Annotated in this window: 28 protein-coding genes and 1 tRNA gene; 10 read left to right on the plus strand and 19 right to left on the minus strand. The window is 63.9% G+C overall.

Annotation, left to right across the window (positions count from 1 at the left end):
- Positions 1-2: 2 nt before the first annotated feature.
- On the minus strand, positions 3-953 hold the full coding sequence (locus tag CXR03_RS17505) for a carbohydrate ABC transporter permease (RefSeq protein ID WP_104105010.1): 951 nt from the start codon (positions 951-953) through the stop codon (positions 3-5).
- A 7-nt stretch (positions 954-960) separates the two neighbouring features.
- Positions 961-2,289 carry an extracellular solute-binding protein gene (locus tag CXR03_RS17510; RefSeq protein ID WP_104105011.1) on the minus strand — a complete coding sequence of 443 codons (1,329 nt, stop codon included), beginning with the start codon at positions 2,287-2,289 and terminating at the stop codon, positions 961-963.
- A 119-nt stretch (positions 2,290-2,408) separates the two neighbouring features.
- On the opposite strand from CXR03_RS17510, the gene CXR03_RS17515 reads away from it, so the two are divergent.
- A complete protein-coding gene (locus CXR03_RS17515) occupies positions 2,409-2,981 on the plus strand; it encodes a dihydrofolate reductase family protein (protein WP_104105012.1) in 573 nt (190 codons plus the stop codon).
- A 12-nt stretch (positions 2,982-2,993) separates the two neighbouring features.
- Here the strand turns inward: CXR03_RS17515 and CXR03_RS17520 are convergent, their stop codons facing one another.
- The gene (locus CXR03_RS17520; RefSeq protein ID WP_104105013.1) at positions 2,994-3,413 is read right to left on the minus strand and encodes a hypothetical protein; all 420 of its coding nucleotides are present in this window, start codon (positions 3,411-3,413) and stop codon (positions 2,994-2,996) included.
- A 137-nt stretch (positions 3,414-3,550) separates the two neighbouring features.
- Between CXR03_RS17520 and CXR03_RS17525 the strand changes: the two genes are divergently transcribed.
- Positions 3,551-4,030 (plus strand): hypothetical protein, encoded by a 480-nt coding sequence (locus tag CXR03_RS17525; RefSeq protein WP_104105014.1) that lies wholly within the window; start codon positions 3,551-3,553, stop codon positions 4,028-4,030.
- On the opposite strand, the gene CXR03_RS17530 is transcribed toward CXR03_RS17525, so the two are convergent.
- The 4 genes from CXR03_RS17530 to CXR03_RS17545 form a co-directional block, all read right to left on the minus strand.
- Positions 4,027-5,106, minus strand: a complete 1,080-nt coding sequence (locus tag CXR03_RS17530; RefSeq protein WP_104105015.1) for a PLP-dependent cysteine synthase family protein — start codon at positions 5,104-5,106, stop codon at positions 4,027-4,029. The genes CXR03_RS17525 and CXR03_RS17530 overlap by 4 nt on opposite strands.
- Positions 5,107-5,111: 5 nt before the next feature.
- The gene (sigJ, locus tag CXR03_RS17535) at positions 5,112-6,053 is read right to left on the minus strand and encodes an RNA polymerase sigma factor SigJ (protein ID WP_104105016.1); all 942 of its coding nucleotides are present in this window, start codon (positions 6,051-6,053) and stop codon (positions 5,112-5,114) included.
- Entirely contained in the window at positions 5,993-7,147 is a 1,155-nt protein-coding gene (locus CXR03_RS17540) for an NAD(P)/FAD-dependent oxidoreductase (protein WP_181034672.1), read from the minus strand. Before CXR03_RS17540 ends, sigJ begins: the two co-directional genes overlap by 61 nt.
- 147 nt (positions 7,148-7,294) lie before the next feature.
- Positions 7,295-8,251, minus strand: a complete 957-nt coding sequence (locus CXR03_RS17545; RefSeq protein ID WP_181034673.1) for a patatin-like phospholipase family protein — start codon at positions 8,249-8,251, stop codon at positions 7,295-7,297.
- A gap of 162 nt (positions 8,252-8,413) precedes the next feature.
- On the opposite strand from CXR03_RS17545, the gene CXR03_RS17550 reads away from it, so the two are divergent.
- The gene (locus CXR03_RS17550; protein ID WP_104105044.1) at positions 8,414-9,169 is read left to right on the plus strand and encodes a dienelactone hydrolase family protein; all 756 of its coding nucleotides are present in this window, start codon (positions 8,414-8,416) and stop codon (positions 9,167-9,169) included.
- Positions 9,170-9,177: 8 nt separating this feature from the next.
- Here CXR03_RS17550 and CXR03_RS17555 read toward each other — a convergent pair whose 3' ends face one another.
- Together CXR03_RS17555 and gap are read right to left on the minus strand one after the other, a co-directional pair.
- On the minus strand, positions 9,178-9,405 hold the full coding sequence (locus CXR03_RS17555) for a hexameric tyrosine-coordinated heme protein (protein WP_104105019.1): 228 nt from the start codon (positions 9,403-9,405) through the stop codon (positions 9,178-9,180).
- A gap of 256 nt (positions 9,406-9,661) precedes the next feature.
- Positions 9,662-10,669, minus strand: a complete 1,008-nt coding sequence (gap, locus tag CXR03_RS17560) for a type I glyceraldehyde-3-phosphate dehydrogenase (protein WP_104055998.1) — start codon at positions 10,667-10,669, stop codon at positions 9,662-9,664.
- Positions 10,670-10,767: 98 nt separating this feature from the next.
- Here gap and CXR03_RS17565 point away from each other — a divergent pair, with 98 nt between their 5' ends.
- Complete coding sequence (locus CXR03_RS17565; protein ID WP_104105020.1) at positions 10,768-12,006, plus strand: ROK family protein; 1,239 nt, start codon at positions 10,768-10,770, stop codon at positions 12,004-12,006.
- Between the two features lie 168 nt (positions 12,007-12,174).
- Here the strand turns inward: CXR03_RS17565 and CXR03_RS17575 are convergent, their stop codons facing one another.
- The 6 genes from CXR03_RS17575 to CXR03_RS17600 form a co-directional block, all read right to left on the minus strand.
- The gene (locus CXR03_RS17575) at positions 12,175-12,912 is read right to left on the minus strand and encodes an NUDIX domain-containing protein (protein WP_104105021.1); all 738 of its coding nucleotides are present in this window, start codon (positions 12,910-12,912) and stop codon (positions 12,175-12,177) included.
- On the minus strand, positions 12,912-14,018 hold the full coding sequence (locus tag CXR03_RS17580) for an AAA family ATPase (protein WP_104105022.1): 1,107 nt from the start codon (positions 14,016-14,018) through the stop codon (positions 12,912-12,914). The genes CXR03_RS17575 and CXR03_RS17580 overlap by 1 nt, the downstream gene beginning before the upstream one ends.
- Positions 14,015-14,677, minus strand: coding sequence for a nicotinamide riboside transporter PnuC (gene pnuC / locus CXR03_RS17585; protein WP_104105023.1), 663 nt, complete (start codon positions 14,675-14,677; stop codon positions 14,015-14,017). The genes CXR03_RS17580 and pnuC overlap by 4 nt, the downstream gene beginning before the upstream one ends.
- Positions 14,678-14,717: 40 nt before the next feature.
- A complete protein-coding gene (locus tag CXR03_RS18395; RefSeq protein WP_104105024.1) occupies positions 14,718-14,903 on the minus strand; it encodes a TetR-like C-terminal domain-containing protein in 186 nt (61 codons plus the stop codon).
- Between the two features lie 372 nt (positions 14,904-15,275).
- Positions 15,276-15,635: a hypothetical protein gene (locus CXR03_RS17595; RefSeq protein ID WP_104105025.1), complete on the minus strand. Its 360-nt coding sequence runs from the start codon at positions 15,633-15,635 to the stop codon at positions 15,276-15,278.
- 51 nt (positions 15,636-15,686) lie between these two features.
- The gene (locus tag CXR03_RS17600; protein WP_181034675.1) at positions 15,687-15,902 is read right to left on the minus strand and encodes a hypothetical protein; all 216 of its coding nucleotides are present in this window, start codon (positions 15,900-15,902) and stop codon (positions 15,687-15,689) included.
- A 327-nt stretch (positions 15,903-16,229) separates the two neighbouring features.
- Here CXR03_RS17600 and CXR03_RS18400 point away from each other — a divergent pair, with 327 nt between their 5' ends.
- Positions 16,230-16,370, plus strand: coding sequence for a hypothetical protein (locus tag CXR03_RS18400; RefSeq protein ID WP_181032416.1), 141 nt, complete (start codon positions 16,230-16,232; stop codon positions 16,368-16,370).
- Between the two features lie 128 nt (positions 16,371-16,498).
- On the opposite strand, the gene CXR03_RS17605 is transcribed toward CXR03_RS18400, so the two are convergent.
- A tRNA-Thr gene (locus CXR03_RS17605) sits at positions 16,499-16,575 on the minus strand.
- A 151-nt stretch (positions 16,576-16,726) separates the two neighbouring features.
- Positions 16,727-17,599: a thioredoxin domain-containing protein gene (locus CXR03_RS17610; RefSeq protein WP_104105027.1), complete on the minus strand. Its 873-nt coding sequence runs from the start codon at positions 17,597-17,599 to the stop codon at positions 16,727-16,729.
- 168 nt (positions 17,600-17,767) lie between these two features.
- On the opposite strand from CXR03_RS17610, the gene CXR03_RS17615 reads away from it, so the two are divergent.
- The 5 genes from CXR03_RS17615 (at position 17,768) to CXR03_RS17635 (ending at position 24,551) form a co-directional block, all read left to right on the plus strand.
- Complete coding sequence (locus CXR03_RS17615; protein WP_181032415.1) at positions 17,768-19,231, plus strand: trehalose-6-phosphate synthase; 1,464 nt, start codon at positions 17,768-17,770, stop codon at positions 19,229-19,231.
- A complete protein-coding gene (gene otsB / locus CXR03_RS17620; protein ID WP_308470594.1) occupies positions 19,228-20,004 on the plus strand; it encodes a trehalose-phosphatase in 777 nt (258 codons plus the stop codon). The genes CXR03_RS17615 and otsB overlap by 4 nt, the downstream gene beginning before the upstream one ends.
- Before the next feature lie 132 nt (positions 20,005-20,136).
- Complete coding sequence (locus CXR03_RS17625; RefSeq protein WP_104105028.1) at positions 20,137-21,228, plus strand: ABC transporter ATP-binding protein; 1,092 nt, start codon at positions 20,137-20,139, stop codon at positions 21,226-21,228.
- A 119-nt stretch (positions 21,229-21,347) separates the two neighbouring features.
- Positions 21,348-22,703, plus strand: a complete 1,356-nt coding sequence (locus CXR03_RS17630) for a DUF4032 domain-containing protein (protein ID WP_104105029.1) — start codon at positions 21,348-21,350, stop codon at positions 22,701-22,703.
- A gap of 132 nt (positions 22,704-22,835) precedes the next feature.
- Positions 22,836-24,551 carry a glycoside hydrolase family 13 protein gene (locus CXR03_RS17635; RefSeq protein ID WP_181034676.1) on the plus strand — a complete coding sequence of 572 codons (1,716 nt, stop codon included), beginning with the start codon at positions 22,836-22,838 and terminating at the stop codon, positions 24,549-24,551.
- 38 nt (positions 24,552-24,589) lie between these two features.
- Here the strand turns inward: CXR03_RS17635 and CXR03_RS17640 are convergent, their stop codons facing one another.
- Positions 24,590-25,912: an FAD-binding oxidoreductase gene (locus CXR03_RS17640; RefSeq protein ID WP_258073742.1), complete on the minus strand. Its 1,323-nt coding sequence runs from the start codon at positions 25,910-25,912 to the stop codon at positions 24,590-24,592.
- A gap of 60 nt (positions 25,913-25,972) precedes the next feature.
- Positions 25,973-26,398, minus strand: coding sequence for a hypothetical protein (locus CXR03_RS17645; protein WP_219816282.1), 426 nt, complete (start codon positions 26,396-26,398; stop codon positions 25,973-25,975).
- Between the last annotated feature and the right edge of the window lie 215 nt (positions 26,399-26,613).

Below are 26,613 nucleotides of genomic sequence, written 5' to 3' on the forward strand. Positions count from 1 at the left end.
GTCTACTCCTTCCGTTCGCGCAGCATGCGGATGTAGGCAATGGAGAAAACGGCACCAATCAGGAGCATCACCACGGCGATGGCCGTGCCGTAACCGATGTCCCCGTACTGGAAGGCCTGCTCATAGGCCATGATCGGAAGTGTGGTGCTCGCATTGAGCGGTCCTCCCTGGGTGACAACGTAAATCAGGGTGAAGGTACCCAGCGTCAGGAGGGTAATCAACATGAGGTTTGTCGCGATGCTGCGCTTGATCATGGGAAGAGTGATGAACCGCAGGCGGGCAAGCCCTCCGGCACCGTCAATGGTGGCTGACTCCGTAATGTCCGGTGGGACGTCGTTCAGGGCTGCCTGGTAGTTCATCATCGAAAAGGCAGTCCCCCGCCAGATGTTGGCCAGGATCAGCGCCGCCATGGGGTACTCGTACAACCAGTCCACGGCAGGAATCCCCAGCAGCCCGGTCATCTGGTTCAACATGCCGTCCCGAAAAAAGAATGCGTACGCGATGAAGGCCGCAACAATCTCGGGCAAAACCCAAGCCGCCACCACACAGGAGCCCACGAAACCGGCAACGGCCTTGTTGGCCCGCTGCATGACAAGAGCCAGGGCCAGGCCCAAGCAGTTCTGTCCGATAACCGCCGAGGCAAACACAAACAGGAAAGTGAGCCACAGCGAGCGCGGAAACAACGGGTCCGTGAAAAGGGTCCGGTAGTTTTCGAACCCGATCCACTCCGGATTCTTTGCGCTGGCACCCGTCAGACCGGCGTCCGTAAAGGAACCGTAGAAGGCCCAGAGGATGGGGCCGCCCAGAAAAACCAGCAGCAGGGCCACCGCGGGCAGCAGGGGCAGCAGCCTGCCGAGCTGTCGGCGCGCTGACGGCGGACGGGGCCGGCCGTCACGGGCATCCGGCCGGCCGCTCACGGGGCGGGAGCGGCCGGCCAGAGACGTACTGGACATGCCCGAGCTACTTCTCAACCACGAATTCGTCACCGACTATCTTGGCCAGTGTCTCGTCATAGGCAGCCGCCGCCTCTTCCGGAGATTTGCCGCCGGCCACCACTTCCTGGGTGGCTGTGAGGACAGCGGCATCGATCTCGGCGAAATCGGACGTTGCCGGGCGGTAATTGCTGACGTCAAGCACCTCCGTGACCTCGGAGGCAAAGGGGTTCATGTCCAGGTATTCCGGGGCCTCTGCGACGTCGGTCCGTACGGCAATCTTGGAACTGTCCACGGTGTACTCCAGGGAGTTCTCGTAGCTCAGGGCCATTTTTACGAAATCAGCGGCCAGCTCCGGCTCTTCTGTTCCGGCTCCCACCGCCAGGGTCCACCCGCCGGACATGCTGACTGCTCCGGGCTCCTGCCCGTTCTGGGTGGGAAACGGTGCCGTGGCCATGACCTCGCTGTACTCGGGCCACTCAAACTGTCCTCCCGGCTGCCAGAACTGCGGCGCATAGGACCCTTCAACCGTGGCCCCCATGCGGTCCTGCGGAAGCATCTCGCCCACGATGGGCTGCCAGATGTTCGCATCCAGGGCCTGCGCCGGGGTAACCGCCAGTCCCTCGTCATAAATGGTCTTCAGGAACGCAAGGGAATCGATGAAGCCCTGCGACCCTGTGACCCATTTCTGCTCGTCAGCGTCATAGAGGGTTCCACCTTCGGTCCCGTAAAGGAGCTCATAGAAACTCTGCATGGTGCCGGCATACATGCTGAAGGGGATGACATCGGGGTTGGAGTCCTTCACGGTGCGTGCCATGGTCAGGAGGTCATCCCAGCTTTCCGGCTGCCACGGAAGCTCAATACCCGCCGCACCCAACACATTCTTGTTGTACCAAATCACGCGCGTGTCAGTTTCCAGCGGGATCGCATAGGTGCCGCCGTCGTCGGCCAAGCCCGCCTGCTTGGCCGTTTCGTTGAAGCTGTCCCAGTCCTCCCAATCGGACAGATAATCGTCCAGCTGCAGCACATAGCCCGCGTCCACGTCAGCACGGAGCTTGAAGGAATCCTCTACGAAGACATCGGGAGCGGTGTCAGGTGAGCGCTGGGACAAGGCCAGTTTGGTGGCATAGTCCTCATCGTTTCCCTCAATGGGCGCCAGCTCAACTGTTACTCCCTCGTTGGCCGCTTCAAACTCCTCTTTGACGTTCTCCATCAGGGCCACCAGAGGGGCCGCGTCCGCATTCTTGTAAACGATTCTCAGAGTCTGCGAGCCGTCAGCTGTATCGTCTCCGGAGCAGCCGGTCAGCGCCAAACTTATTGCCGCGGCTGCAATCACGGTCTTGGTTATCCCTCGCATGGTTCTCCTTTGATCCACGGGTTCCACGGCGGACCCGGCCCGTGGTGCGCCCGACGCTAGTACACCGCCGGGCTTTCCTCAATCATTGACACATCGACACCGGTGTCAGGAGGCACAGCATGGGACGTTTGGTGTACACCTGCATTACTTCACTCGACGGTTACGTCGCTGATGAGGACGGGCAGTTCGACTGGAGCATGCCGGACGAAGAAGTTCATGCCTTTGTCAATGATTTGGAACGGAGGATCGGAACTCAGCTCTACGGACGAAAGCTGTACGAGGTGATGTCTGCGTGGGAGACCATGCCCGTAGCCGGGGAGCCGGCCGTGATTCAGGATTACGCCGGCATCTGGAAGGCTGCGGACAAGATCGTCTTTTCCCGCACGCTGCCAGGCATCAGCACCTCCAACACCCGGTTGGAGCGGACCTTCGACCCTGTGGCCCTACGCCGGCTCAAAGAAAGTGCCGATCGGGATCTCACAGTCGGCGGCCCCACCCTGGCGGCACAGGCGCTGCAGGCAGGGTTGGTGGATGAGCTGCAACAGCTGCTCTCCCCCGTCGTCGTCGGAGGCGGGAAGCCCTTCCTGCCGGACGGGCTGCGGCTGGACCTTGAACTGCTCGACGAGCGCCGGTTCGGCAACGGGGTGGTGTTCCTGCGCTACGGCATCCGGCAGGCCGGCTTTACAGGTTAGAGATGCAGGGCGTCAGAACCTGACGGCCGCCGTCATCTCATTGACAAATGCCTCGGTTTCAGCGGCGTTCCGGAAACCGTAGGAGACCTCGCGCACCGCTTCCTCCCGGGAAGCCGGGACGTTGTGGTACTTGAGTGCTTCGAAGCTCCCGGCCTCCGTCACCGGCTCCACCAGCGAACGGTGCTTCAGATGGGAAAACTGGCGCAACGTCGGATCGATCCGCCATTGGGCCGTCTCAATCCAGAAGTGATCCCCCATGCCTGAGCTACCACTGGCCACGCGGATGTCCTCAATGCCCGCGCCCGCCATCAGCCAGGCCAGTGTAAAGGATGCCGGTGCGCCCAGTCCGGACCCGTAGGGGATGTGGGCCTCAGCCACGGCCGCTGTCTGCTCCGCAAGTCGGGTGGCTTCCTGGTGGCTGAGTGTTCGCATGTTTCCATAATCCCAGCTGGAGGCGGACAGAACCTATTTGGCCGTTCAGCCGCGCTCATGAAAGAGCTTTCCTCCTGCCGGACCTGCGGGAGCTGCGAGCTCTGCCTCAGGGCCCGCGGCGGTTGTACGGTTGAATTATGAGCGACCGCGACACCCACCAGCGGCACAGTTCCCAACCGACCGGCGCCATTCCTTCGATCCCCTCAGGGAAGAATGCCGAGGCGCTGTGGCGTGCCATGCGGCAGGAACACGGCCTTTACACCATCTCCGAAGCCGCTGAACGGCTCGGATTCGGTTACGGGCCCAACCTCCGGGCCGGACGGCTGACCGGCAAAGGGCGGGTCCTGGCAGTGCAGCGCGGTGGAACATTCCTGTATCCGGGTTTCCAGTTTGACGAACCCGGCGGCCGCACCATCCCGGCGGTCAAGGACGTAGTCCGCATGGGGCGTTGGGCCGGCTGGGAGGACGAGCAGGTTGCCCTGTGGTTCTACAGCCCCAACCCTTCCCTGCAGGGCAAGCGCCCGGTTGACGTCCGTGACGATGAGGAAAGCCTAATTAGCACCGCGGAGAAGGACATGGGCGGCCAACCCGGCACGAGCGCACCCCAGGCTTCTTAGGCGGGCCAGCGGCCGGTCTCAAACAGCTCCGTCAGCAAAGCCGCCGCGGGCGCCGGATCCAGTCCCCGGGAAGCGAGCCACTCGTCGTCGCCGTAGGAGGCGGCGTACCGGTCCCCCGAATCACACATCAGCGAAACGATGCTCCCCGCCCGGCCTTCGGCCTCCATCTGCGCTCCCAGCTGCCACACTCCCCAAAGGTTGGTTCCGGTGGAGGGCCCGGCATGGAGACCGGCTGTGTCCTGCAGGTGCCGCGCCGCGGCAACCGAGGCGGCGTCCGGCACCTGGATCATGTGGTCAATGACCGCGGGCACGAAGCTGGGTTCCAGCCGCGGCCTGCCGATGCCTTCGATCCGGGACGGACCGCCGACGGCGGGAGCCCCCGGATTGTGCCAGGCAGGGAAGAACGCCGAGTTCTCCGGGTCCACGACGGCCAGCCGCGTTCCATAGCGGTGGTAGCGGATGTAGCGGCCGATCGTCGCGCTGGTGCCGCCGGTTCCTGCGCCCACCACAATCCACTCCGGCACCGGGGAGTCCTCAAGTTTCAGCTGATCAAACATGGATTCGGCGATGTTGTTGTTGCCGCGCCAGTCGGTGGCACGTTCGGCGTAGGTGAACTGGTCCATGTAATGGCCGCCGGTACTGCGGGCAATCTCTTCGGCAGCCGCGTACACCTGCGACGGATCATCCACGAAGTGGCAGGTGCCCTTGTACTGCTCGATCAACGCGATTTTCTCAGCACTGGTGCTGCGCGGCATGACGGCCACAAACGGAAGGTCCAGCAGCTGTGCGAAGTACGCCTCGGACACGGCGGTGGATCCGCTGGAGGCCTCCACGATGGTCATGCCCCGGGTGATCCAGCCGTTGACCAGTCCAAAGAGGAACAATGACCTCGCGAGCCGGTGCTTGAGGCTTCCGGTGCGGTGGGTGGACTCGTCCTTGAGGTACACCTTCACTGACCAGCCCGCCGGAACAGGAATCTCAAACAGGTGGGTGTCGGCAGAGCGGTTGCTGTCGGCCTCGATGCGCCGGATGGCGTCTTCGGACCAGCGGCGGTTGGGAGTCGAGGAAATAGTCACCCGATTCAGCCTACAGGCGGTCCCTGCAGCCGGCTGAGCTTGTCCGGGTTCCGCATGGCGTAGACCCCCTGGACGCGTCCGTTCACCAGACTTAACTGGAACACGGTGGTAACGCTTTCGCCCTCCCGGAAGGCGACGGCGGGCAAGCCGTTCAGTTCCACGAACTCCGGCAGGGCACCGGCCGCATACTTTGAGGCCAGCCCAAGCATTAGCGGGGCAACCTTCTCCGGTCCGGACACCGGCTTGAGCGCGGCGCTGGCTTTGCCTCCGCCGTCGGAACGCAGCACCACCTCCGGGGCCAGCACGTCCAGCAGCGCCTGCAGCGATCCGGTCAGGGTGGCTTCCAGGAAGCGTCCGACGGCGGCCCGGTGCTCGGCGGGATCGGGCTGGGTCTTCGGTGTGCCCCGCTCCACCCGCTCCCGTGCCCGGTGCACCAGTTGCCGGACAGCAGGCTGCCCGGACTCCAACGCCTCTGCAATTTCCGGATAACCAAACCCAAACACATCATGCAGGATGAACCCCGCGCGTTCCGGTCCGCTCAGTGTCTGCAGGACCACCAGCATGGCGGTGGAGACTTCGGCTGCGGTCAGGGCAGCGGTTTCCGGGGTGGCGGCGGGGCCTGCGCCGGCGCCGGTGCGGAGCGGCTCGGGGAGCCACTCCCCCGGATAGTCCTCACGCCGCCGGGCTGCGGAGCGGACGGTGTTCAGTGCCTGCCGGGTGGCGATCCGCGCCAGGTAGGCCCGGGGATTGCGCACCGGATCTGGGACCGTCCGCCACCGGAGATAGGTTTCCTGGACAACGTCCTCGGCATCCGCCACGGTCCCGAGGACGTCATAGGCGATGGTGAACACCATGCCGCGGTGGGCCAGGAAATCGGCGTCGCGGCTCACCGTCCAGCCGGCGCCTGAGTCTGCTCCGCCGTCGTCATCCGCGGACCTTTGGGCCATGTGTATGCTCCGCTCCGTTTGATTTCGCTGCGGATCCAGCGCAGCGTCATCCGGCAGATAATCTCCTTCTGGACCGCCGCCAACCTGCCGTGCAGGTGAACGCGGACCGGGGTGTCATCCGCCCGGACAAACTGGACCAGCCCGTCGCTGCGGCCCAGACTAACGCACTGGCCGCCGAATCCGCTGTCATGCCGGATGCCGGGTGCTCCATCCATTCCGCGCAGGATGTTTCCCGCCGCGTCAGCGCCCATAGGCATCGCCGCCGCGCAACTCATCCGCAGGTAGGCGTACTCGGGGCCGGCAAACACGGCGGCGTCACCGGCCCCGAAAATCCGCCCCTCCCCCGGCACCTGCAGATTCGGCTCCAGCAGCAGACGGCCGCCCCGATCAACCGGCAGCCCACTGGCCGAGGCGAGATCCGGAACTCCAAAACCCGTGCACCAGAGCACGACGTCGGCCTGAAGCCGCAGATGCGGATCACCGGACCCGGATACCCGCACGCCGGACTGCAGCTCCACTGATGTGCGGCGAAGGCTGCGTTCCAGACCGCGGCGGGCGGCCGCTGTCACCTGCGGGAGGGGAACACCGTCCGTGTGCAGGCGCACGTGCAGGCTACCTCGGTGGGCGGCAATTTCCACCGCCGTTTCGACGGCGGTCAACCCGGCGCCAACCACCGCAACCCGGCCGCCCGGGGCCAGCGCCTCGAGTGCCGTGCGGGTGTCTTCGGCTCCCTCCAACTGTTGGACGGTGAGAGCATCGTCCGGAACCTGCGGTGCCCCTGATCCCACTGCGTAGACCAAATAGTCGTAGTTCAGCAGCCGGCCGCCGGCCAGCAGCACACTCCGTCCGGCAGCATCGATGCGCACCGCCGTGTCCCGCACCCGTCGGATGGCCGGATGCAGCACGGATGCAAAGGAGGCGGTCGCATCACTGCGGATTCCGGCGGCATACTCATGCAGCCGGATCCGCTCCACGAAACGCTCACCGGGGCTTACCAGCACAACGTCGAGTCCGGGCCGTGCTGCGGCGGCGAGCCGATTGGCTGCCATGACTCCCGCGTATCCTCCGCCCAGGACAACTGCTGTGGTTCCCATGTCCTTCTCCTGTCCCTGAAACCTGCCGCTCCGGCTCGCGGCCGGCTCACACATAGGACACCGGACAGACCGGATTTGTGACAGGCCAGATTTGTGACAGCAGGGAGGCCCGCACCGGGGCCCAGCGAGATCGGGAGCAGCGCCGGGTTACTTGCCCTGCAGCAGTTCCGCCAGCCGGTCCAGTTCGGAGGAAGTCTCCAGAACCATCTTCTCGGCGGTAGCCAGCAGTCCCAGGATGTTTTTGGGGCTCGCGTCGTCGGAAGCGTGATGCGTGCCGGGAAGGAGGCGGGTCTGGATCCGGACGTAGTCCTCGCCCAGAAGCTGGCGCAGGCTCTCACGGACCAGCTGTCCCGGCCCTTCGTAGACCATGGAAAAGTCCCGTTCCATCCCCTGCACGTCTGCGGTGCTGCTGGTTTGTTCCGAGCTCAACAGCAGGCCGGAGGAGGTTTGGCTGGTTCCGGTGCCCAGCGAAACCAACAACACGCCGTCGTCGGCCCCAGCCAGGGATCGGCCCAGCGTGTAGGCCACCAGCGCCGGATCATCAGCCGCAAGCCCGCCGTCCACCAGCTCGCGCGCCCGCCCGCCGGGGTCTGTGAAGGTGACGGGCGGGAAAAACCGCGGCAGGGATGCCGTGGCCTGAGCAGCAACCGCCATGTCGGCATCACCGAGCTGTGACTGGTCCAATCCCCCGCCCGCGAAGTGCAGAGCCTGTGTATGGACGAGGTCACACGTCACGACACCCACTGGCCGGTAAGCCTCGGAGAGCTTGGTCCGGCCCATGACCTGATGCAGGAACTCCTGCAGCGGTGCGGCGGAGTAGGCAGCTGTTCCCGGTGCGGCCGCGGGACGGGTTGCGGTATGGCGGGGGAAGATCTTCTTGACGCTGCCCAGATCCAGATGCCGGAGGTCGGCTGCACTGTACGGAGCCCCGCCGTCGCGGGGGCAGGCCAGGGCCAGGGCAATCATGCCCCCGACGGAGGTGCCCACAATGAGGTCAAAGAGGTCCGCAGTCCGCTGCCCCGAGCGCCTTTCCAAATGGGTGAGCCAGATGACCGGAATGATCCCGCGGACCCCGCCGCCGTCGATCGAGAGAATGCGCAGCATGGCGGCTCCTGAGGGGTGCGGGGTAAGTGCCAACGTGCGGTTAAGCCTTCTCTCGGGGGTGATCAGGGTCAAGGTCCCCGCACGTTGGCGCTGTCCGGAAAGGAATTCTTGCTCTCGCAGCATCCCTAGCCCGGCGTGCCTCCCCTGTGGCAGGGTGTCGGCATGGGCGAAATGATTGAAATGGGCACAGGTTCCTCCGCGGTTCACTCCTACGTTTCCCGGCCGGAGGGAGACATTCGGGGCGGCGTTATTGTCATTCACGAGGCGTGGGGACTGGTTGGCCAGATCCGCAGCGTGGCGGACCGGTTTGCCGAACAGGGCTACCTTGCGGTTGCCCCCGATCTGCTGGGCGAGAACGGCATCACTGATGATGTGGCCACGGAACTCGGTGAGCAGCTCTTCAACCCGGATCCGGAGCAGCGCCACGCGGCACAGCCGAAGCTGCGGGCTCTGATGTCGCCGTTCCGCAGTCCGGACTTTTCAGCCCAGGCCTCGGCACGGGTTTCCTCCTGCTTTGAGTATCTGGAGTCCTCCCCCGGCGTCCACGGACAAATCGGCGTCGTTGGCTTCTGCATGGGCGGAACCTTCGCGCTCTCCCTCGCCGTCCAGGAGCCGCGCCTGAAGGCCTGCGTGTCCTTCTACGGACGGGCTGATTATTCCGTCGCCGAGCTGGCCGCCATCACCTGCCCGGTCCTGGCGTTTTACGGCGATCAGGACACCGACCTTGTGGAAACGCTCCCCGATTTGGGTGCAGCCATGACCGAGGCAGGCATCGACTTCACCGCGGATGTCTATCCGGGCACCGGCCATGCGTTCTTCAATGACACCAACCGGTTTGCTTACGACTCGGACGCCGCCGACGACGCCTGGGCCCGCACGCTGGAATTCCTCGCCCAATCGCTGGGCCGGGACCGTTAGGCCCTTAGTCAGCGCCAATAATTGTTGGCGGCCGCAACGGTGGCGAACTCAATGGCCACCACATGACCAGCGGCAATCAGGCCGTCAGGGTTGTTCGTGTAGGCGTCACGGACAATTTGCTGCACGTGGTCATCGGGCTGGATGGCGAAAGAGGTCTGCATTGCCAGACCGAGGGCCAGCCGCCGCCCCTCTTCCGGGCTGGCACAGATAAGGGTGTTGTTCGGAACGAGTTCCATGGGATGTGTCCTGTCGAGTTAGACAGTGGCCTGCCCCGCACCACTGGTGCTTCCGGTTTATTCCGCTATCCGACTCATTGTCCGCGGTTGGTCCCGGGGCGAACAAGGGCAGCGCACGCAGGCCCGCGCGCCATTGCTGAGGTTGAAGGGCCAACGGCGTTAAACGCACGACGGCGCCGTCCGGACCCTGGAAGCGGTCCGGCGCGGCGCCGTCGTGCGTTGTTCTGTGCTGAACTCCCGAAGGGGGCGGCCAGCCTTAGAGCTTTGAGGCAACCAGCCCGGTCAGGTCCACCAGGCGGTTGGAGTAGCCCCACTCGTTGTCGTACCAGCCGACAATCTTCACCTGGTTGCCCATAACGCGGGTCAGGCCGGAGTCAAAGATGCAGGAGGACGGATCGCCCACAATGTCGGAGGAAACAATCGGATCCTCGGTGTAGGTGAGGATGCCGGCCCAGCGCGGATCCTGTGCAGCCTTGGCGTAGGCGGCGTTGATCTCCTCGACCGTGGCTTCCTTCTCCAGCGTGACGGTCAGGTCGGTGACGGAACCGGTGGGGACGGGAACGCGGATGGCGAAGCCGTCCAGCTTGCCCTTCAGTTCCGGCAGGACCAGGCCGATGGCCTTGGCGGCACCGGTGGAGGTGGGCACCATGTTCAGGGCTGCGGCGCGTGCACGGCGCAGGTCCTTGTGCGGACCGTCCTGCAGGTTCTGGTCTGCAGTGTAGGCGTGAACCGTGGTCATGAGGCCCTTTTCGATGCCGAAGGCGTCGTTGAGGACCTTGGCCAGCGGGCCCAGGCAGTTGGTGGTGCAGGATGCGTTGGAGATGACGTCGTGGTTCTCGGCATCGTAGTCTGCGTCGTTAACGCCCATGACCACGGTGAACGCGTCGCCCTTGGCGGGTGCGGAGACCAGGACCTTCTTGGCGCCGGCGGTGATGTGCTTACGGGCGTCATCGGCGTTGGTGAAGAAGCCGGTGGACTCGATGACGATGTCAACGCCGAGTTCGCCCCAGGGCAGGTTGGCGGGATCGCGCTCGGCCAGGACCTTGATGGTGTGACCGCCAACCACGAGGTTGCCCTCCTCGACGGAGACCTTTTCGCTCAGGCGTCCGGCAACGGAGTCATACTTCAGCAGGTGCGCCAGCTGGGCGGGATCGCCGAGGTCGTTGACTGCAACAACTTCGAAGCCTTCGCCGTGCTCCAGTGCTGCCCGCAGGAAATTGCGGCCGATTCGACCAAAACCGTTAATTCCGACACGTACCGTCATGGGGGCCTCCTCAGGCTCGTCAGGATTATATTTAGACACTAAATTTATTACCTTCTACAATTATGCTGTTATTACCGCCACACGTCAAAAGGCCTCCCATGGACCCCTCCGCAAATACCCCCCAGTTTCTGCGCCGCGCCAACCTCCGTGCAGTGCTGGAAGTGCTGCGTTCAACCTCGTCGGTCACCGGCACCGACCTGATCGAAGCCACCGGGCTGACGCGCGCCACTGTGATCGCCGTGTGTGATGACCTGGTCGCCCGCGGTTGGGCCCGGGAAGCTGATTCCCCGCGTGCGGAAGGACAAAAGGGGCGGCCTGCACGGCGCTTTGAGTTCAATGAAAACGCCGGGTATGTCCTGGGGCTCGACGTCGGCATCGCCACTATCCGAGTCCTGGTTGCCGACCTCGCCGGAACCGTCGTCGGCGGGGCGGAGGCCCAATTCCCCCGCCACGGCGGTCAGCCGGATGCCCGGCGGCGGATACTGACCGATGCGGTGGACAGAGCGCTTGAGGACGCCGGCATCACCTCAGCAGAGGTGTTCTGCGTTGGTACGGGTGTTGCCGCACAGGTGACCGGCGACGGCGTCGTCGTTCCCGGCCAGCCAATGGCACCCATGTTTGACCTCGGCCTGCAGCGGGAATTCGGCGAGGTCCGGGGCTGGCCGATGCTGGTGGAGAATGATGCCAAGCTGGCGGCGCTTGCCGAGCGGTGGCGCGGCGTGGGCGCGGGTGAAAAAAACCTCGCGGTGATCCTCGCCGGCGAGCGCCTGGGCAGTGGAATCATCGACGCCGGAAGACTGCTGCACGGCGCCCGCGGAGGAACGGGTGCGATGGGCGGGCTGGAATTGGTTGAAGGCGTCGGCAACGAGGACGGCATTGCCAAGCTGGCCCGCCTCTGGGGCAGCGCCGCACTCAAAGAAGGGCACGACGGGCGGATCCGGGACCTGGTGGGGCCGAAAACCAACCGCGCGTCGGCCCGCTACGTTTTCGAGGCAGCAGCCGACGGCGATCCGGTGGCACAGGAAATCCTGGACCGTATCGCCCGGCGCATGGCGCGGGTACTGGCGCTTGTCTCGTCCTTCTTTGATCCCCGCCTGATCGTCATCGGCGGCGCCGTGGCAGCATCAGCCGAGGCGTTGCTGCCTGCCATGACCCGGGAACTTGCCGGCTATGTGGCGGAGCCGCCGCGGCTGGCCGTCTCAAACATGGGCAAACTGCTGGTGCCAACCGGTGCCCTGCGCTTGGCCCTGGACTATGTGGAGGAGCACCTGCTGGAACTGGTGCCGCAGGTCCGGCGGGCTATGCCCCGGGGACGCTTCCCGGGGGAAGGAAATTGACGTCGTGCAATGCTGAGCGCCGAACAACCTCGTCGGGATGGACACAGACCACCATCGCGTCCCGAAGCCGCTGCAGCCGGCCCATGAGACGTGGGATTCAGCTTGAGAAAAGCCGAAGTGTCAGCACTTGTTTATTGTTGTTTTCGCTCCATCACCACAGCCACCCCTTCAAGGGAGCGGCCGGATCAGCGGAGGGCTCAGATACTCATCCCTGACCCGAAATACCGTGGCCGGAGCGCCCTTGCCCCGGATGACCTTACGTCCGGTGTCCTGCAGGGCTCCGGTCATTTTGCGGGTGAAGTTGCCTGCGTCGAGTTTGTCGGTGTTCCACACTGCCCGATAGACGCTGCGGAGTTGTTTGAGCGTAAATTCCTCCGGCAGAAGATGCGAAGCAGTGAGGGAGTACTCGATCTTTCCTGCCAGCCGGTCCAAACCGGCGCTAAGGATGTCCCGGTGGTCAAACGCCAGGTCAGCGCCGGCAAGGACATCATGCACGGGCAGCCATTCGGCCGCCGCGGCGTCGCTTCCCGTCGCGAGTTCCGGAAGGGTCCGGCCGTCGGTTGCAAGCAGGGCAAGATGGGCCACGGATGCCACCCGCATGCGGGGATCCCGGTTGGGCCCACTGTAGGTGGCCAGTTGCTCAACGTGCGCGCGGTGTGCACCAAGATCCAGCCCGGTCTCCTCCTCCAACTCGCGCCACGCGGCGCTCAGCGCATCCTCATCCGGAAGAACGAACCCGCCCGGCAACGCCAGGGAACCCTTGAACGGATGGGCCCCGCGGCGGACAAAAACGGCATTGAGGGTACCCGAGGAAACGGCGAAGACCACCAGATCCACGGCGAGCGCAACTGACGGATACTCCCGGGGAACATAGTCCTGGAGGTACCGTTCCTCTTCAGTGGCCATCAGCTTCCTGTCAGTACGGTTCGGGTGGCCCAGGGCGGGGATGCGAACGCGTCCCGCCGGGCAATGATCAAGTCAATGATCTCAGTTGCTGTCGACAAGCGCTCAGCCGGGCTGCCCGAAACGAGGATCCATGGGGCTCCGGCCGCCGTGAGTTCTTCCTTGAACCACTCCGTCATCTCTTCCCGGGGATGGTGTGCCTCGCGCCAACCGTCGTCCTCGAACGGCACCCCGGCATGGTCGGTGATGAGGTAGAGATCGCGTCGCGGAATACGCTCCACGGCCAGGTATGAACCGTAGCTTTGCTGACCAATGTAAACCCGTTCAAACAGCATGGTGGTGATGACGTCGGTGTCCGCAATCACCAGCGGACACCGATCCGCAGCCTCATTCTCCATTCGGTTCTGTTGTTCACCGACGACGGCGAAATCTTCTGCGGTCCAGACCAGGTCGGCCAGACCGGCGTCGGGGTTGGCAGCCCGGGCCGCCGCGAACTTGTCATAGGTGAACTGCCGGCCGTACTCCGGGACGTCCGTCAGCCCCGGGTACCGGGACCGGTAGTGCCGGGTCAGATCCGAGGCGAGAGTGGTGGTGCCCGTGGACTCCGCTCCCACCACGATGATCCGCACGGCCAGATCCTGCCGGGCAGGGCGGATGATGCTGTGCCAAGCGTCGTTGAGGTCATCCCGGCACAGCGTGCCGCTGACGGGATGATCCGTGCGGCCCCGGTCAACCATGACGTGGGCTGCCCCGAAGTATTCGGCCAGCTGCCAGCCGTAGTCCTCGGAACTGAAGACGGCGTCGACGGTCATGATCCCCTTCATCTTGAGGGCCATGCGCAGCACCTCATGGTGCGCCTTCCAGATGGCATCAGATGCATAGTCCACGGGGCAGTCGTCCGGCATGCCAATGACGGTGACATTTGTACCGTCGAACTCCGCGGTCAGCCACTTCACCCGGTCCTCAAGGCCGATGCTCTCAAACCTGCTCCCAAGGACAACAACCGCGAGCCGATCGGACTGCTCTGAAGCCCGGGCTATCAGGTGCCGGTGGCCGGTGTGCGGGGGATAGAACTTTCCAATGACAACGCCCTGCCTGAAGCGGGTCATGCCGGCACCTCCTGTGTTTCGCCGCGCCGGGTGTTTGCCGCCGTCCGGGTCCGCGTCCACCCCACGAGACCATAGATGCAAAGGGCCGTGAAGCCGATATACAGGATGGCGGTGAGATTGAGCCCGCGGGAGAAATAGAGCGGGATGCTGACCAGGTCGATCACAATCCATACGTACCAGTGCTGGAAGATCTTCCGGGCCTGCCAGTAAGTGGCCAGGAGCGAAGCTGCCAGAACAAAGGCGTCCGGCCAGGGAACCTGGGAGTCGGTGCCGTGCGTGAGGATCATGGCAACACCAACCGTGGCTAGTGCGACAGCGCCAAGACCCCAGGCCACCTCTGACCTGCTCCCGTCGCGGATGGGAAGTTCACCTTTGCCGGCCGCGCCTTGGGCTCCCCGGACCCACTTGTACCAGCCATAGACGGATAAGCCGGCGAACACTGCCTGGAGCAGGGTCTCGCCGTACAACCCTGCGCCGAAAAACAGGACCATGAAGGCAACGTTGTTCACGATGCCGACAGGCCAGTTCCACAACTTTTGCCGGGCGACACCGTAAACGCAGGCCGCACCCGTGATGAAACCAATGATTTCAATCCAGCTGACGGGTGCTCCGAGCAAAGTTGCCGCCGGGGAGTTCATCCAGTCCAGTACCGCGTTCATGTCGCTCTCCTGATTTATTGTCACTCTGACAATAAATACACTAGGGCAGTTTGATGAAAATGACTAATCCCTGCAGGCTCACAGCGAGTACGGCCGAGGTGTAGAAGTCCACCACCAGGCTCCGACCCTGAGGGCGCGACGGTCCCCCGCCGTCCTGGTCCATCACGGCCTCGGTGACGGGACGCATCTGCCTAAACAGGAAACGTTCAACCCCTGGCTGGCCCACGCCGTCAAGAACTCCGGGCGTTGGCTGCTTACGGACATGTGGTGCGAAACGAAGGAGACTTCCCGCTGATCCTCAAATGCCTCATCCCGTGATGCAGGAACGGCTGCGGCTGGCCTGCCGGGTGGCCTCTGTAGCCACAGGGTCGGTGCCTCCACGGGTTGTCCAGGCATGGTTCCAGGGGATGAATCCGCAACTGGGTGACCGTTTTCCTGCGTGGATAATCCGGCACGCAAATCCGTCGGACAGCGCTCCGGCGCTAATGACGGCGTCCTGGTCACTGGCCGGAAGGGGCGGAAGCTACCGCGCTGCCGGCGATCCCCCGACAACACAAAAGAAGGGGGCCGAAGCCCCCTTCTTCGCCGTGCATTTTCTTTACTGCACCGCTGTAGCCTGCGGTTCAGATCGTTCCGTGAGGTACAGGCGGCGCAGGTAACCCTCGTGCAGGAATCCTCTCTTCGCCCAGTCCATGTAGGTCAGCCCGGGCTCAAGCCCCTGCTGCTGCCACAGCTTGCCGGAGTAGAAGAAGGAACCGGTCTGGGCGGTGATGATGAGGATGAGTCCGGCCAGGAGGTTGATCTCCCAGAGACGGCTGACGCCCAGGACAACACCAATGCCGAGAAGCAGCAGGCTCAAGGATGGAATCCTCTGAACTGTGGGGACCCGGACCGTAGCCAGGAGTACGCCCAGGCAGAGCCCCGCAATGGCGATGATGATCAGCGGTGTTGCATCCACGGTGCGACCTCTTCCTCGTCAGTGCTTATGTGTCGGTTTCTGTCGACGGGTTCAGGCAATGCCGGGGCCACCACCGAGGAGGCCACAGAATCCGGCCACACTGCCGATAGAGGCGAAGCTGCGGGTCTCGTCCTTGTTGAACTTGGCGCCATAGGCGAAAGCGTACCAAGCCCACCGGGGGTCAGCGACGACCGGGTAGGCGGTATCGGCGTCGGGGGTGACCACCTGGAGGAGCGGCTCACCGCGGATCTCATAGTGAGTCGGCACGTCGTTTCCGTGGGCATCACGGGCCCACACTGTCTGTATGGAGTAGGCCTCGGGGCCACCGGCGTTGTCAGGCCGACAGCCCACATGGAGCCGTCCTCAGCCTCGGCGGGCACAAAACCGCCCTCGAGGGTGTAGGTGATGCCTGCACAGCCGCGCCCGAACCCGCATCAGCGGAGTTGTAGACCACGGTGCCGCCTGCGGCAGTGCTGCCGGATTCGAACCGGCGCCCCACTTCCGTTTACGTTCCGGGTACAGCTGAACGTGGGCTACGGTGTGCCTACATGACCTACCCCGAATAGCTAATGGCTCGACGGAAGGACAAATGAAATGGGTGTTATCGCAGGCTGGACATTGACCGTGTTCCTCATGATTCTCCTGATTGCCGCGGTGATCTTCGGGATCGTCTACGTCGCACGCAAGGGTGTGCCGCAGCGCGCTGTCAGGCGCACAGCCCGCCGCAAGGAATGACTTGACACTCAGAGGCCCTGTTTCGGCCCGGGCTTGTCATGCCCGGTTTAGCGGCTACCCGTGAGCCTTCGAATGCCATAGAAAAACCCCTCCCGATCAGCGTTATGCCTGATCAGGAGGGGGTTTCGTGGAGCCCCCTGCCGGATTCGAACCGGCGACCCCCTGTTTACAAGACAGGTGCTCTGGCCAGCTGAGCTAAGGGGGCGGCGCCGGCCTAAGCCGGCTAACCGCCGTCGTCGTGCTTCAAAAGCCAAACACGGCAACTGCGCTAGTCAAGATTAGCCCAGAGCGCCCGTTCCCGCGAAACCAAGAGGCGGTTCCGCGCGAAACGGGCGCACCGGGGAAACCGGAATGGGTTACTTGGTGGCCTCGATGGCAGCTTCAACAGCGGCAGTGAAGTCGTTGGCGTTGGCTTCTTCACCGTTGACATACACGGTGGGGGTTCCGCTGACGTAGTCCACGCGGGCCAGACGGTCCGTGTAATTCACGAAGGCACGGAAGCCGTCATTCTGGATGCAGTCGGACGCATCACCGGCGCCTACGGACTCGGCCATGTCAGCCAGCTCCGCGTTCTTGATCTCGCCGTTGTCATAGTTGGCGAAAATGGCGCTCATGAAGCCCCAGTAGGACTCCGGGTTGGTGTCCGCCACGCAGGCTGCGGCGTTGGCGCCGCGGGAGGAGTAGTTCGTGGGTGATCCGCGGTCCAGGAACGCTACCGTGCGGTACTCAAAGGTGACCTCACCGGCATCAAGCCACGTGGCGATCTGCGAGTTGTAGGCCTTCTCGAAGTCGGCGCAGTGCACGCAGTTCACGTCCACGTAGGCCACGATCGGGACCGGCTGGCCGGCTTCTGCCGCTTCAACGCCCGGAGGAACGGGTGCGTCTTCCTTGGCGTCGGACGGAGCCTCCGGCAGTGAGGCAACGTCAACACTGAACGGCTCGGTGGGCTCCAGCGAGGTGGTGGACGTCACCGTAATGCCGCCGTATTCATTCGCGTTGGCCGGGGATTCTCCGGTCTGGGCGTCCGCTCCGTTGCCGCTGCGCACGGAATTGATCACGATCAGTGCCACGATGACGATGACCGCCACCACGGCAACCACCACGCCCCAGCGCACCAGGAGCTTGTTGCGCCGCTCCTTCTTCTTCTGGGCTTCACGCAGGGCACGCGCCTGTTCGCGCGCAGCAGCCGTGCGATCGGCCTTGCTGGGCTTGGGGTTCCGCTCAGTCATAGTTCCTCATGTCTCTCTCACGCCTGCCCGTTTGGGCATGCGGCCGGGCAGCAACAGTTTAGGCCACCGGGGGTGTCAGCCCTTACTTTCAACGGCCTGCACAGGCATAAAGTTTCCAGCCTTGGATAGAGTGGCCTAAATACATAAGCCAAACAAGGGGTGCATATCGTGAACGCTGCTGCCGCTGATTCCGCAGGACAGAATGCCACGGACGGGTATGGCGATTTCGATTTCATCGTAGTTTCCAACCGACTTCCGGTGGACCGGGTAAATACGGACGACGGCGAAAGCTGGCGGCGCTCCCCCGGCGGGCTCGTCACGGCGCTGGCCCCGGTGATGGCCAAGGCCGACGGCGCGTGGGTGGGCTGGCACGGAGCTGCGGACGAAGAGCTGGACGAGTTCGATCATGACAACATGCATCTGCTGCCGGTTCCGCTGAGCGCATCCGAAGTGGAGCTGTATTACGAGGGCTTCTCCAACGCCACGCTGTGGCCGCTCTACCACGACGTCATTGCGCCGCCGGAGTTCCACCGCACCTGGTGGGATTCCTACCGGACCGTCAACCGCCGCTTCGCCGACGCCGCTGCCACCATGGCCGCCAAGGGGGCAACCGTGTGGGTCCAGGACTACCAGCTGCAGCTGGTGCCGCAGATGCTGCGCAGGGACCGTCCGGACCTGAAGATCGGCTTCTTCAACCACATCCCCTTCCCGCCGCTGGAGATCTTTGCCCAGCTGCCCTGGCGCCGCAACATCATTGAGGGCCTGCTCGGAGCGGATCTGATCGGCTTCCAGCGTCCCTCCGATGCCAGCAACTTCCTGCGCTGCGTGCGCCGCTTCGCCGGTCACACGGTCCGCCAGCAGCAGGTGCACGTCACCAATGAGGACGGAGTGTCCTACGTTTCGCGGGCCGAGTCCTTCCCGATTTCCATTGACGTTGAACAGATCACCGAGCTGGCCAAGCGTGAGGACATCATCGAGCGGTCCAAGCAGATCCGCAAGGAACTCGGCGATCCCAAGACCGTCCTGCTGGGCGTGGACCGGCTGGACTACACCAAGGGCATCAGCCACCGACTCAAGGCCTACGGGGAGCTCCTCCAAGACGGCAAACTCAACGTCGCTGACGCGTCGCTGATCCAGGTCGCAAGCCCCAGCCGCGAGCGCGTAGAACAGTACCGGCTGCTGCGCGAAGAGGTTGAGGGCACAGTGGGCCGGATTAACGGCACCTACGACACCATGGGCAACACCGCCATCCGCTACCTGCACCACAGCTACCCGGTGGAGGAAATGGTGGCGCTGTACCTCGCCGCCGACGTCATGCTCGTCACCGCTCTGCGTGACGGCATGAACCTGGTGGCCAAGGAGTATGTGGCCGCCCGCATCAACAACACCGGTGCGCTGGTGCTCAGCGAGTTCGCCGGCGCCGCTGACCAGCTGCGGCAGGCGGTACTGATGAACCCGCACGACATCGACGGGGTCAAGGAATCCATCCTGACGGCGATCAACATGCCGGAGCGCGAGGCCCAGCGCCGTATGCGCCTGATGCGCCGGCAGGTCCTGCAGAACGACGTCGAACGCTGGTCGAAGAACTTCCTTAGTGCCCTGCAGCAGGGAGAAAACGAGGCAGCACAGTGAACAACCTCCCCGAAGATCTGATGCAGGCGCTGGCACGGGTGGCGGACACGGAAACACTGCTGGTGGCGCTGGACTTCGACGGCGTGCTGGCACCGCTGGTGGAACATGCCGACGACGCACGGCCCCTGCCTGCCTCCGCAACCGCGGTCCGCGAGCTGGCCGCCCTGCCGTCCACCTTCACCGCTTTGATCTCCGGCCGCGCCCTGGACAGCCTACGCCGGGCTGCGAGCCCGGCCCCGGAGACCCTGCTGATTGGCAGCCACGGCGCTGAAGCCTGGACCGGGCCCAACGCCCAGCCGCTGGAGCTGACACCTGAACAGGCACAGCTGCTGGTCCGGGCACGGGCGGCGGTGCAGGAAGTGGTTGACGCCCATCCCGGCACGTGGATGGAAACCAAGCCCGCCGGCGTCGTACTGCATACGCGCAGTGCGTCCGAAGACGTTGCCGCGGCGGCCACCGACGCCGCCCGCACCCGCCTGACAACCATTGACGGGGTGCAGCTGACCGACGGCAAACAGGTCCTCGAGACATCCGTGGTGCATACCGATAAGGGCGAGGGTGTCCGGACCCTGCGCACGCTCACCGGTGCGACGGCGGTGCTCTTCGCCGGAGACGACGTCACCGACGAAAACGGCTTCGCCGCACTGCTTCCCGGCGACCTGGGGCTGAAAGTCGGCCCCGGCGAGACCAGGGCATCCTTCCGGGTGGACTCCCCCGAGGCGGTCACCGAAGTGCTGGAAACTCTGCTGGAATTGCGGCATACCCGGCGGTAAGCAGGGCCGACGGCCGGGTATGGCATACTGACCCTGTGACTGCGGCCACAACCGCTGCCACCTGCTGTACAACTACATAAGCACTTCACAACGGATCGTCGGGCACGTACCTGCCCGTGAAGGAGAAATATCATGGCAACGGTAACGTTTGACCAGGCCACTCGCCTGTACCCGGGCACTGACAGGCCCGCAGTGGACAACCTCAGCCTGGAGATCGCCGACGGCGAGTTCCTGGTACTCGTTGGCCCTTCCGGCTGCGGCAAGTCAACCTCCCTGCGCATGCTCGCCGGACTCGAAGACGTCAACTCCGGCCGCATTCTTATCGGTGACCGCGACGTCACGGATGTACCGCCCAAAGACCGTGACATTGCCATGGTTTTCCAGAACTACGCCCTCTATCCCCACATGTCCGTAGCGGACAACATGGGCTTTGCCCTGAAGATCGCAGGCATCGGCAAGGAAGAGCGGATGGAACGCGTCCGCGAGGCCGCCAAGCTCCTGGACCTCGAGGACTACCTGGACCGCAAGCCGAAGGCACTCTCCGGCGGACAGCGCCAGCGCGTCGCCATGGGCCGTGCCATTGTCCGTAACCCGCAGGTCTTCCTCATGGATGAACCGCTGTCCAACCTGGACGCCAAGCTGCGCGTACAGACCCGCACCCAGATCGCATCGCTGACCCGCCGTCTGGGCGTCACCACCGTTTACGTGACCCACGACCAGGTTGAGGCCATGACCATGGGTGACCGCGTGGCCGTGCTCAAGGACGGCATCCTGCAGCAGGTGGACACCCCGCGCAACCTGTACGACCACCCCAAGAACGTCTTCGTGGCCGGCTTCATCGGCTCCCCTGCCATGAATCTGCTGGAACTGCCCGTGGTAGATGGCGGTGTTGCCTTCGGCGGCGCCATCTACCCGGTCGCCAGCTCGGTTCTGGGAGCGGCAGCAGGCAACACCGTGACCGTCGGCGTCCGGCCTGAGGACCTGGAGATCGTTGACTCCTCCGGCGCCGGCCTGAAGGTGGAAGTTGACGTGGTGGAGGAGCTTGGCGCCGATGCTTATGTTTACGGGCACACCACCCTCGACGGAACTGACCGGGACATGGTGGTCCGTGTTGACGGCAGGCGTCCCCCGATGAAGGGCGACACCCTGTTCGTCCGCCCGCAGCAGGGCCATGTGCACCTGTTCGACACCAGCAACGGAGAGCGCCTGGCAGACCAGGCCTAGTTCCGCCGCCGAATATGCGGTGGCCCATGCGACTGTTCTAGACTCGTCTAAGGGGCCACCGCATTTTCTGTTTAACTACATCTCCGTTTCAGCAGAACGTTCGATGAAGGCGTGTGCTTATGTCCGAACCCGCAGGCGCCAAGTGGCGCGATGAACCAACAGACTGGGAACAGCAGGGCAAACTGCCCCGGATTCGTCCCTCGGCCCCTCAAAAAGCACTCGCGTCCCTGAACATCACCGCTGCTTCGATGGACCCGGGCCTGCTGGACCTGCCGTGGCATTTGCCGCTCGAAGAGTGGCCCAAGGATAACCTTGCGGCACTGCCCCGCGGCATTTCCCGCCACGTCGTCCGCTTCGCACGAATGAGTGACTCGCTGATCGCCATCAAGGAAACCAGCGAGCACGTGGCCCGGCAGGAATACCACATGCTGCGCAAGCTGCGCAGGCTCAATGTTCCGAGCGTTGAACCGGTGGCTGTCATCACCGGCCGCTACGATGCAGACGGCCAGGAACTGCAGCCCGTCCTCGTCACCAGGCACCTGCGCTTTTCCCTGCCGTACCGTGCCGTCTTCTCCCAGACGCTGCGCCAGGTCACCCTCACCCGCCTCATCGACGCCCAGGCCCTGCTGCTGGTCCGGCTTCATCTGGCAGGCTTCTACTGGGGTGATGTGTCATTGTCCAACACGCTGTTCCGACGAGATGCCGGAGCGTTTGCCGCCTATCTGGTGGATGCCGAGACCGGAGAGCTCTATCCGGAACTCTCCCGGGGCCAGCGCGAATACGACCTGGAGATTGCCCGGGTCAACATCGCCGGCGAATTGATGGACCTCGCAGAGGGCGGGCTGATCGAAGAAAGCGTCGATCCGCTCGCCACCAGCGAGCGCATCATGAACAGCTACCGGAACCTCTGGGCAGAACTCACGGAGAAGGAATCCTTCGAACTCGGCGAACGCTGGCGGGTCAATGCCCGCATCCGCCGCCTGAATGACCTGGGGTTCGACGTCGATGAACTCACCATCAACACCACCGCCGACGGCACCCAGGTCCAGCTCCAACCCAAGGTGGTCGACGCCGGCCACCACCAGCGGCGCCTGCTGCGCCTGACCGGTCTGGATGCCCAGGAAAACCAGGCGCGCCGCCTGCTCAATGACATGGATTCCTACCGGGCGGACAACCATCCGGAGCTGGACGAGGACCTCAGTGCGCATCTGTGGGTCACCCAGGTCTTCGAACCCATCGTGAAGTCCGTGCCTCGGGAACTGGGCAGCAAGCTGGAACAGGCCGAAGTGGTGCATGAGGTGCTTGAGCACCGGTGGTACATGTCCGAAAAGGAAAACCGCAATGTCCCCATGGCAGAGGCCGTGCAGTCCTATCTGAACACCGTGCTCCGCCACCGCCGGGACGAAGCAGCCATTTTGCTGTCCACTGACACCCGGACCATGAAAATACTTGAGGCCGGCGGCGCACCGGACTGACGTCGGGCGGCACCCGCGCAGCATCGTTGCGGCCTGTGGCCCAGTTCATGGCAGCAGACGCAGCTGTTGCGTTTAATAGTGTCGATGGAACTGATTAAAAACCTTCCCGAGACAGGAGGATCCTCCTCAAAGATGTCCGCATCAGCAGTTTTCCCTTCCCAGGGAGGTGCGCTGAGGACTGTTCCGGTCCATGACGGCCAGCCCGGCAGCGAGTGGTGGCGTTCCTCGGTGATCTACCAGATCTACCCGCGGTCCTTCCGGGATCTGCGCGGTGACGGGGTTGGCGACCTGCCCGGCATTACCGCGGAAATCCCGGCCCTGGCTGAACTCGCGATCGATGCCATCTGGCTCTCCCCCTTCTATCGGTCTCCCCAGAAAGATGCCGGTTACGACGTCGCAGATTATTGCTCGGTGGACCCGATCTTCGGCACCATGGAGGATTTTGACGCCTTGGTGGCCAAAGCCGGCGAGTACGGCATCCGGGTCATCGTGGATCTGGTGCCCAACCACTGCTCCGACCAGCATCCCCTCTTCCAAGCAGCACTCGCCGCGGAGCCCGGGTCGCCGGAGCGCGACATGTTTATCTTCCGGGACGGAACCGGGGAGAACGGCGAAAACCCGCCAAACAACTGGCAGTCCCACTTTGGCGGACCGGCGTGGACCCGGATCGCCAACCCGGACGGAACCCCGGGCCAGTGGTACCTGCATCTTTTCGACACCTCCCAGCCGGACTTTAACTGGGACAATCCTGCGGTCCGGGAGGAGTTTGAGCGCATCCTGCGGTTCTGGCTGGATCGCGGCGTGGGCGGTTTCCGGGTGGATGTGGCGCATGCACTGATCAAGAAATCCGGGCTGCCTGACTGGGGCGGGAAGGCCGACGGCGCCTCCTCCGAAGGCTTCCCCGGATATGACGCGCCCATGTTTGGCCAGCCGGGCATCCACGACATCTTTAGGTCCTGGCGGAAGCTCCTTGACGAATACGACGGCGACCGTGTCCTGTGCGCCGAAGCCAACGTTGACCCGCTGGACCGGTTGACGGACTGGGTCCGCTCGGACGAAATGCAGCAGGCCTTCAACTTCGCGTATCTGACCCATCCGTGGAACCCCGAGAAGTTGCGGGAGATTATCGATTCCTCACTGCGGGCCTTCGACAAGGTAGGCGCCCCCACCACTTGGGTGCTGTCCAACCACGACGTCGTCCGGCATGCGTCCCGCTTCGGCCTGGAAGCCAATAATCTGCGCAGCGGTGACGGCATCGGGCCCAACGACGCCCAGCCGCACTATCAGCTGGGTGCGGCGCGGGCACGGGCGGCCACCATGCTGATGCTGGCATTGCCCGGCGGAGTGTATCTGTATCAGGGTGAGGAGCTCGGTCTCCCCGACCACACCTTGATGCCTGACGAGTTCCGGCAGGATCCCACGTATCACCGCACAGCAGGGGTTAGGGTGGGCCGCGACGGCAGCCGCGTGCCTCTGCCCTGGCGAGTGCACGAACCGTCCTTCGGGTTCAGCGCCTCAGGACAAACCTGGCTGCCGCAGCCGGGTTACTGGGGCCGGCATTCACGGGACATCCAGCGCAGGGACCAGTTCTCGTCGCTGAACATGTACCGCACGGCACTGGAGATTCGCCGTGAGCTGGCGCTGGGCGCCGGGTCGCTCGCGTGGTGGCCGGAGCATGACGCCGAAGGCCTGGTTGCCTTCGTCAACGGAAACGTCCTGGTCGCCATGAATATGGGAGACAACCCAATCCAGCTGCCGGAGCTTCCGGTGCTTGCCATGAGTTCGGCTTCCGCTCTGGAAGGAACCAAAATCCGTCCGAACTGCACTGTGTGGCTTCGACTGGCCTAAGGTATCGCAGGAGACACAGGGTACTGCCGGGGATGCTCTCAGCTGGTGAGGATCGCTTTCCCCGGGTTGAGGATCCCCGCCGGGTCAAACACCGCTTTGATGCGGCGCTGCAGTTCCAGGACTTGTTCCTGCTGCTCCTGCGCCAGCCAGCGGAGCTTGAACTGGCCCACCCCGTGTTCACCGGTGATGGTGCCTCCCATCGCCAGGGCAAGGGCTATGGATTCATCGAGGGCAGCGTCCAGCCGTTGAAGGCCGGCGCTGCCCTCGGTCTTGTCCACCCAGAAGGTGGGATGAAGATTTCCGTCTCCCGCATGTGCCACCACTTTCAGCCGCACCTCATGCTCGCGGGCCATGCGGTTCAATTCGGCGATATAGGAGACCAGCCGGGAACGCGGCACCGCAACGTCCTCCCCTACCCGGTGTTCGGTGTGGATGGCGTCTCCGCGGCTGTGCCGGCGAAGGTCAACCAGTTGCAGTGCCTCCTCCGATCCCTCCATGCTGACCTGCCCGCCCAGCTCGCCCAGCACTGAACGCACGACGTCGGCCTCGGCCGCGGCGCCGTAACCGTCCGTCTGGATGAGGAGCAGAGCAGCGCCGCGGGAGCGCAGGTTGGAGCCGTGTGCGGTGTCCAGCGCCACCATGGTCTCGGCGTCGAGCAGTTCCATGATGGCCGGCTGGACCCGGGCGCGGCCCACCGCCAGCACCCCGGCTGCAGCGCTTTCGATGTCAGGGAAGAATCCGGCGATCGTGCAGACATCCACGGGGAGGTAGCGCAGCCGCACGGTTATCCCCACCACTACTCCCAGTGTCCCTTCGGAGCCGGTGAAAAGGCTGGTCAAGTCGTACCCGGCCACCCCCTTAAACGTTTCCTGGCCCGTGCTGATGAGCGTTCCGTCGGCCAGGACGACGTCGAGGGAGAGGACAGAGTCCCGTGTCACGCCGTATTTAGCGCAGCGCAGCCCTCCGGCGTTGGTCGCAACATTTCCGCCGACGGTGGACACGCGGTAGCTTGCGGGATCGGGTGCGTACATCAGCCCGAATTCGGCGGCAGCAGCGTTGAGGTCTGCGTTGATGACCCCCGGTTCCACTATGGCCAGTTCATCCTCCGGCCGAATTTCGAGGATCCTGTTCATCCGCTCCAGGCTGAGGACTATGCATCCGGCCGTGGCATGGGCTCCACCGGACACCCCAGTTCCGGCACCGCGGGGAACCACTGTGGTGCCGGTACGCGATGCCCAGCGCAGAATCTGCTGGACCTGCGCAACGGACCGGGCCCACACAACCGCCAAAGGGTTGACGTACTCCAGGACCGGCCCCTGATCGCTTCCATAGGCTGCCAGCGTCTGAGGAGCGGTGTCCATCTCGATGCCGGGCAGGGAGCGGGAGAGGTCAAGGAGCGTGTCTGCGGTCATACGAGGATGCTACCGGGCACCCATGAAGCGGGCATAACGGTCCAAAACCTGCGGCCAGAATACGGAGAACTCATCCTGGGTCTTCACCGGATCCGCCACCATATTGAAGCCGGAATGCGTGAGGGTGACAATGGTGCTTGTCGCGTCTGCTGAAGTGAAGCTGATCTGCACCGAGGTTGGGGTCTGCGGGCTATGCCGCACCATCCAACCCAGGAGAAGCTGAGAGTCCTGCACTCTTTTGGCCACCGTCGCCCACACGGCAGATTCTCCCGCTGGGCCGGTTTCCGTCAGAGCGTCCGATTCGAACTCCGGATGGGTGCCTTCGCCAAATTGCGTGTGCTCCTCCGGCCACCACAGGTGTACGTATTCAGTGAAACCGTTGAAGGCCTCGTGCAATTCGCGTGGAACGCTCCGTTCCACGACGATGTCCGGCACTGAAATGGTTTCCTTTGCCGGCTCGGGCTGCTCAGCATGCGAAAAGAGGGATGAATTCATCATCCAAGCCTAGCCCCGATGTCCCTGCTGCCCGCCGGCTGGCAACCGCTGCGCAGCGCCGGGGCAAGGGCTCTGAGGGTTAAACAGTTGAGGCCCGTACCAAAAGGTACGGGCCTCAACCTCTGAACAAATATTGTCCGGCGGTGACCTACTCT

Origin of the sequence: Arthrobacter sp. 08Y14 (assembly GCF_002929455.1) — a bacterium.
GTDB lineage: Bacteria > Actinomycetota > Actinomycetes > Actinomycetales > Micrococcaceae > Arthrobacter_B > Arthrobacter_B sunyaminii.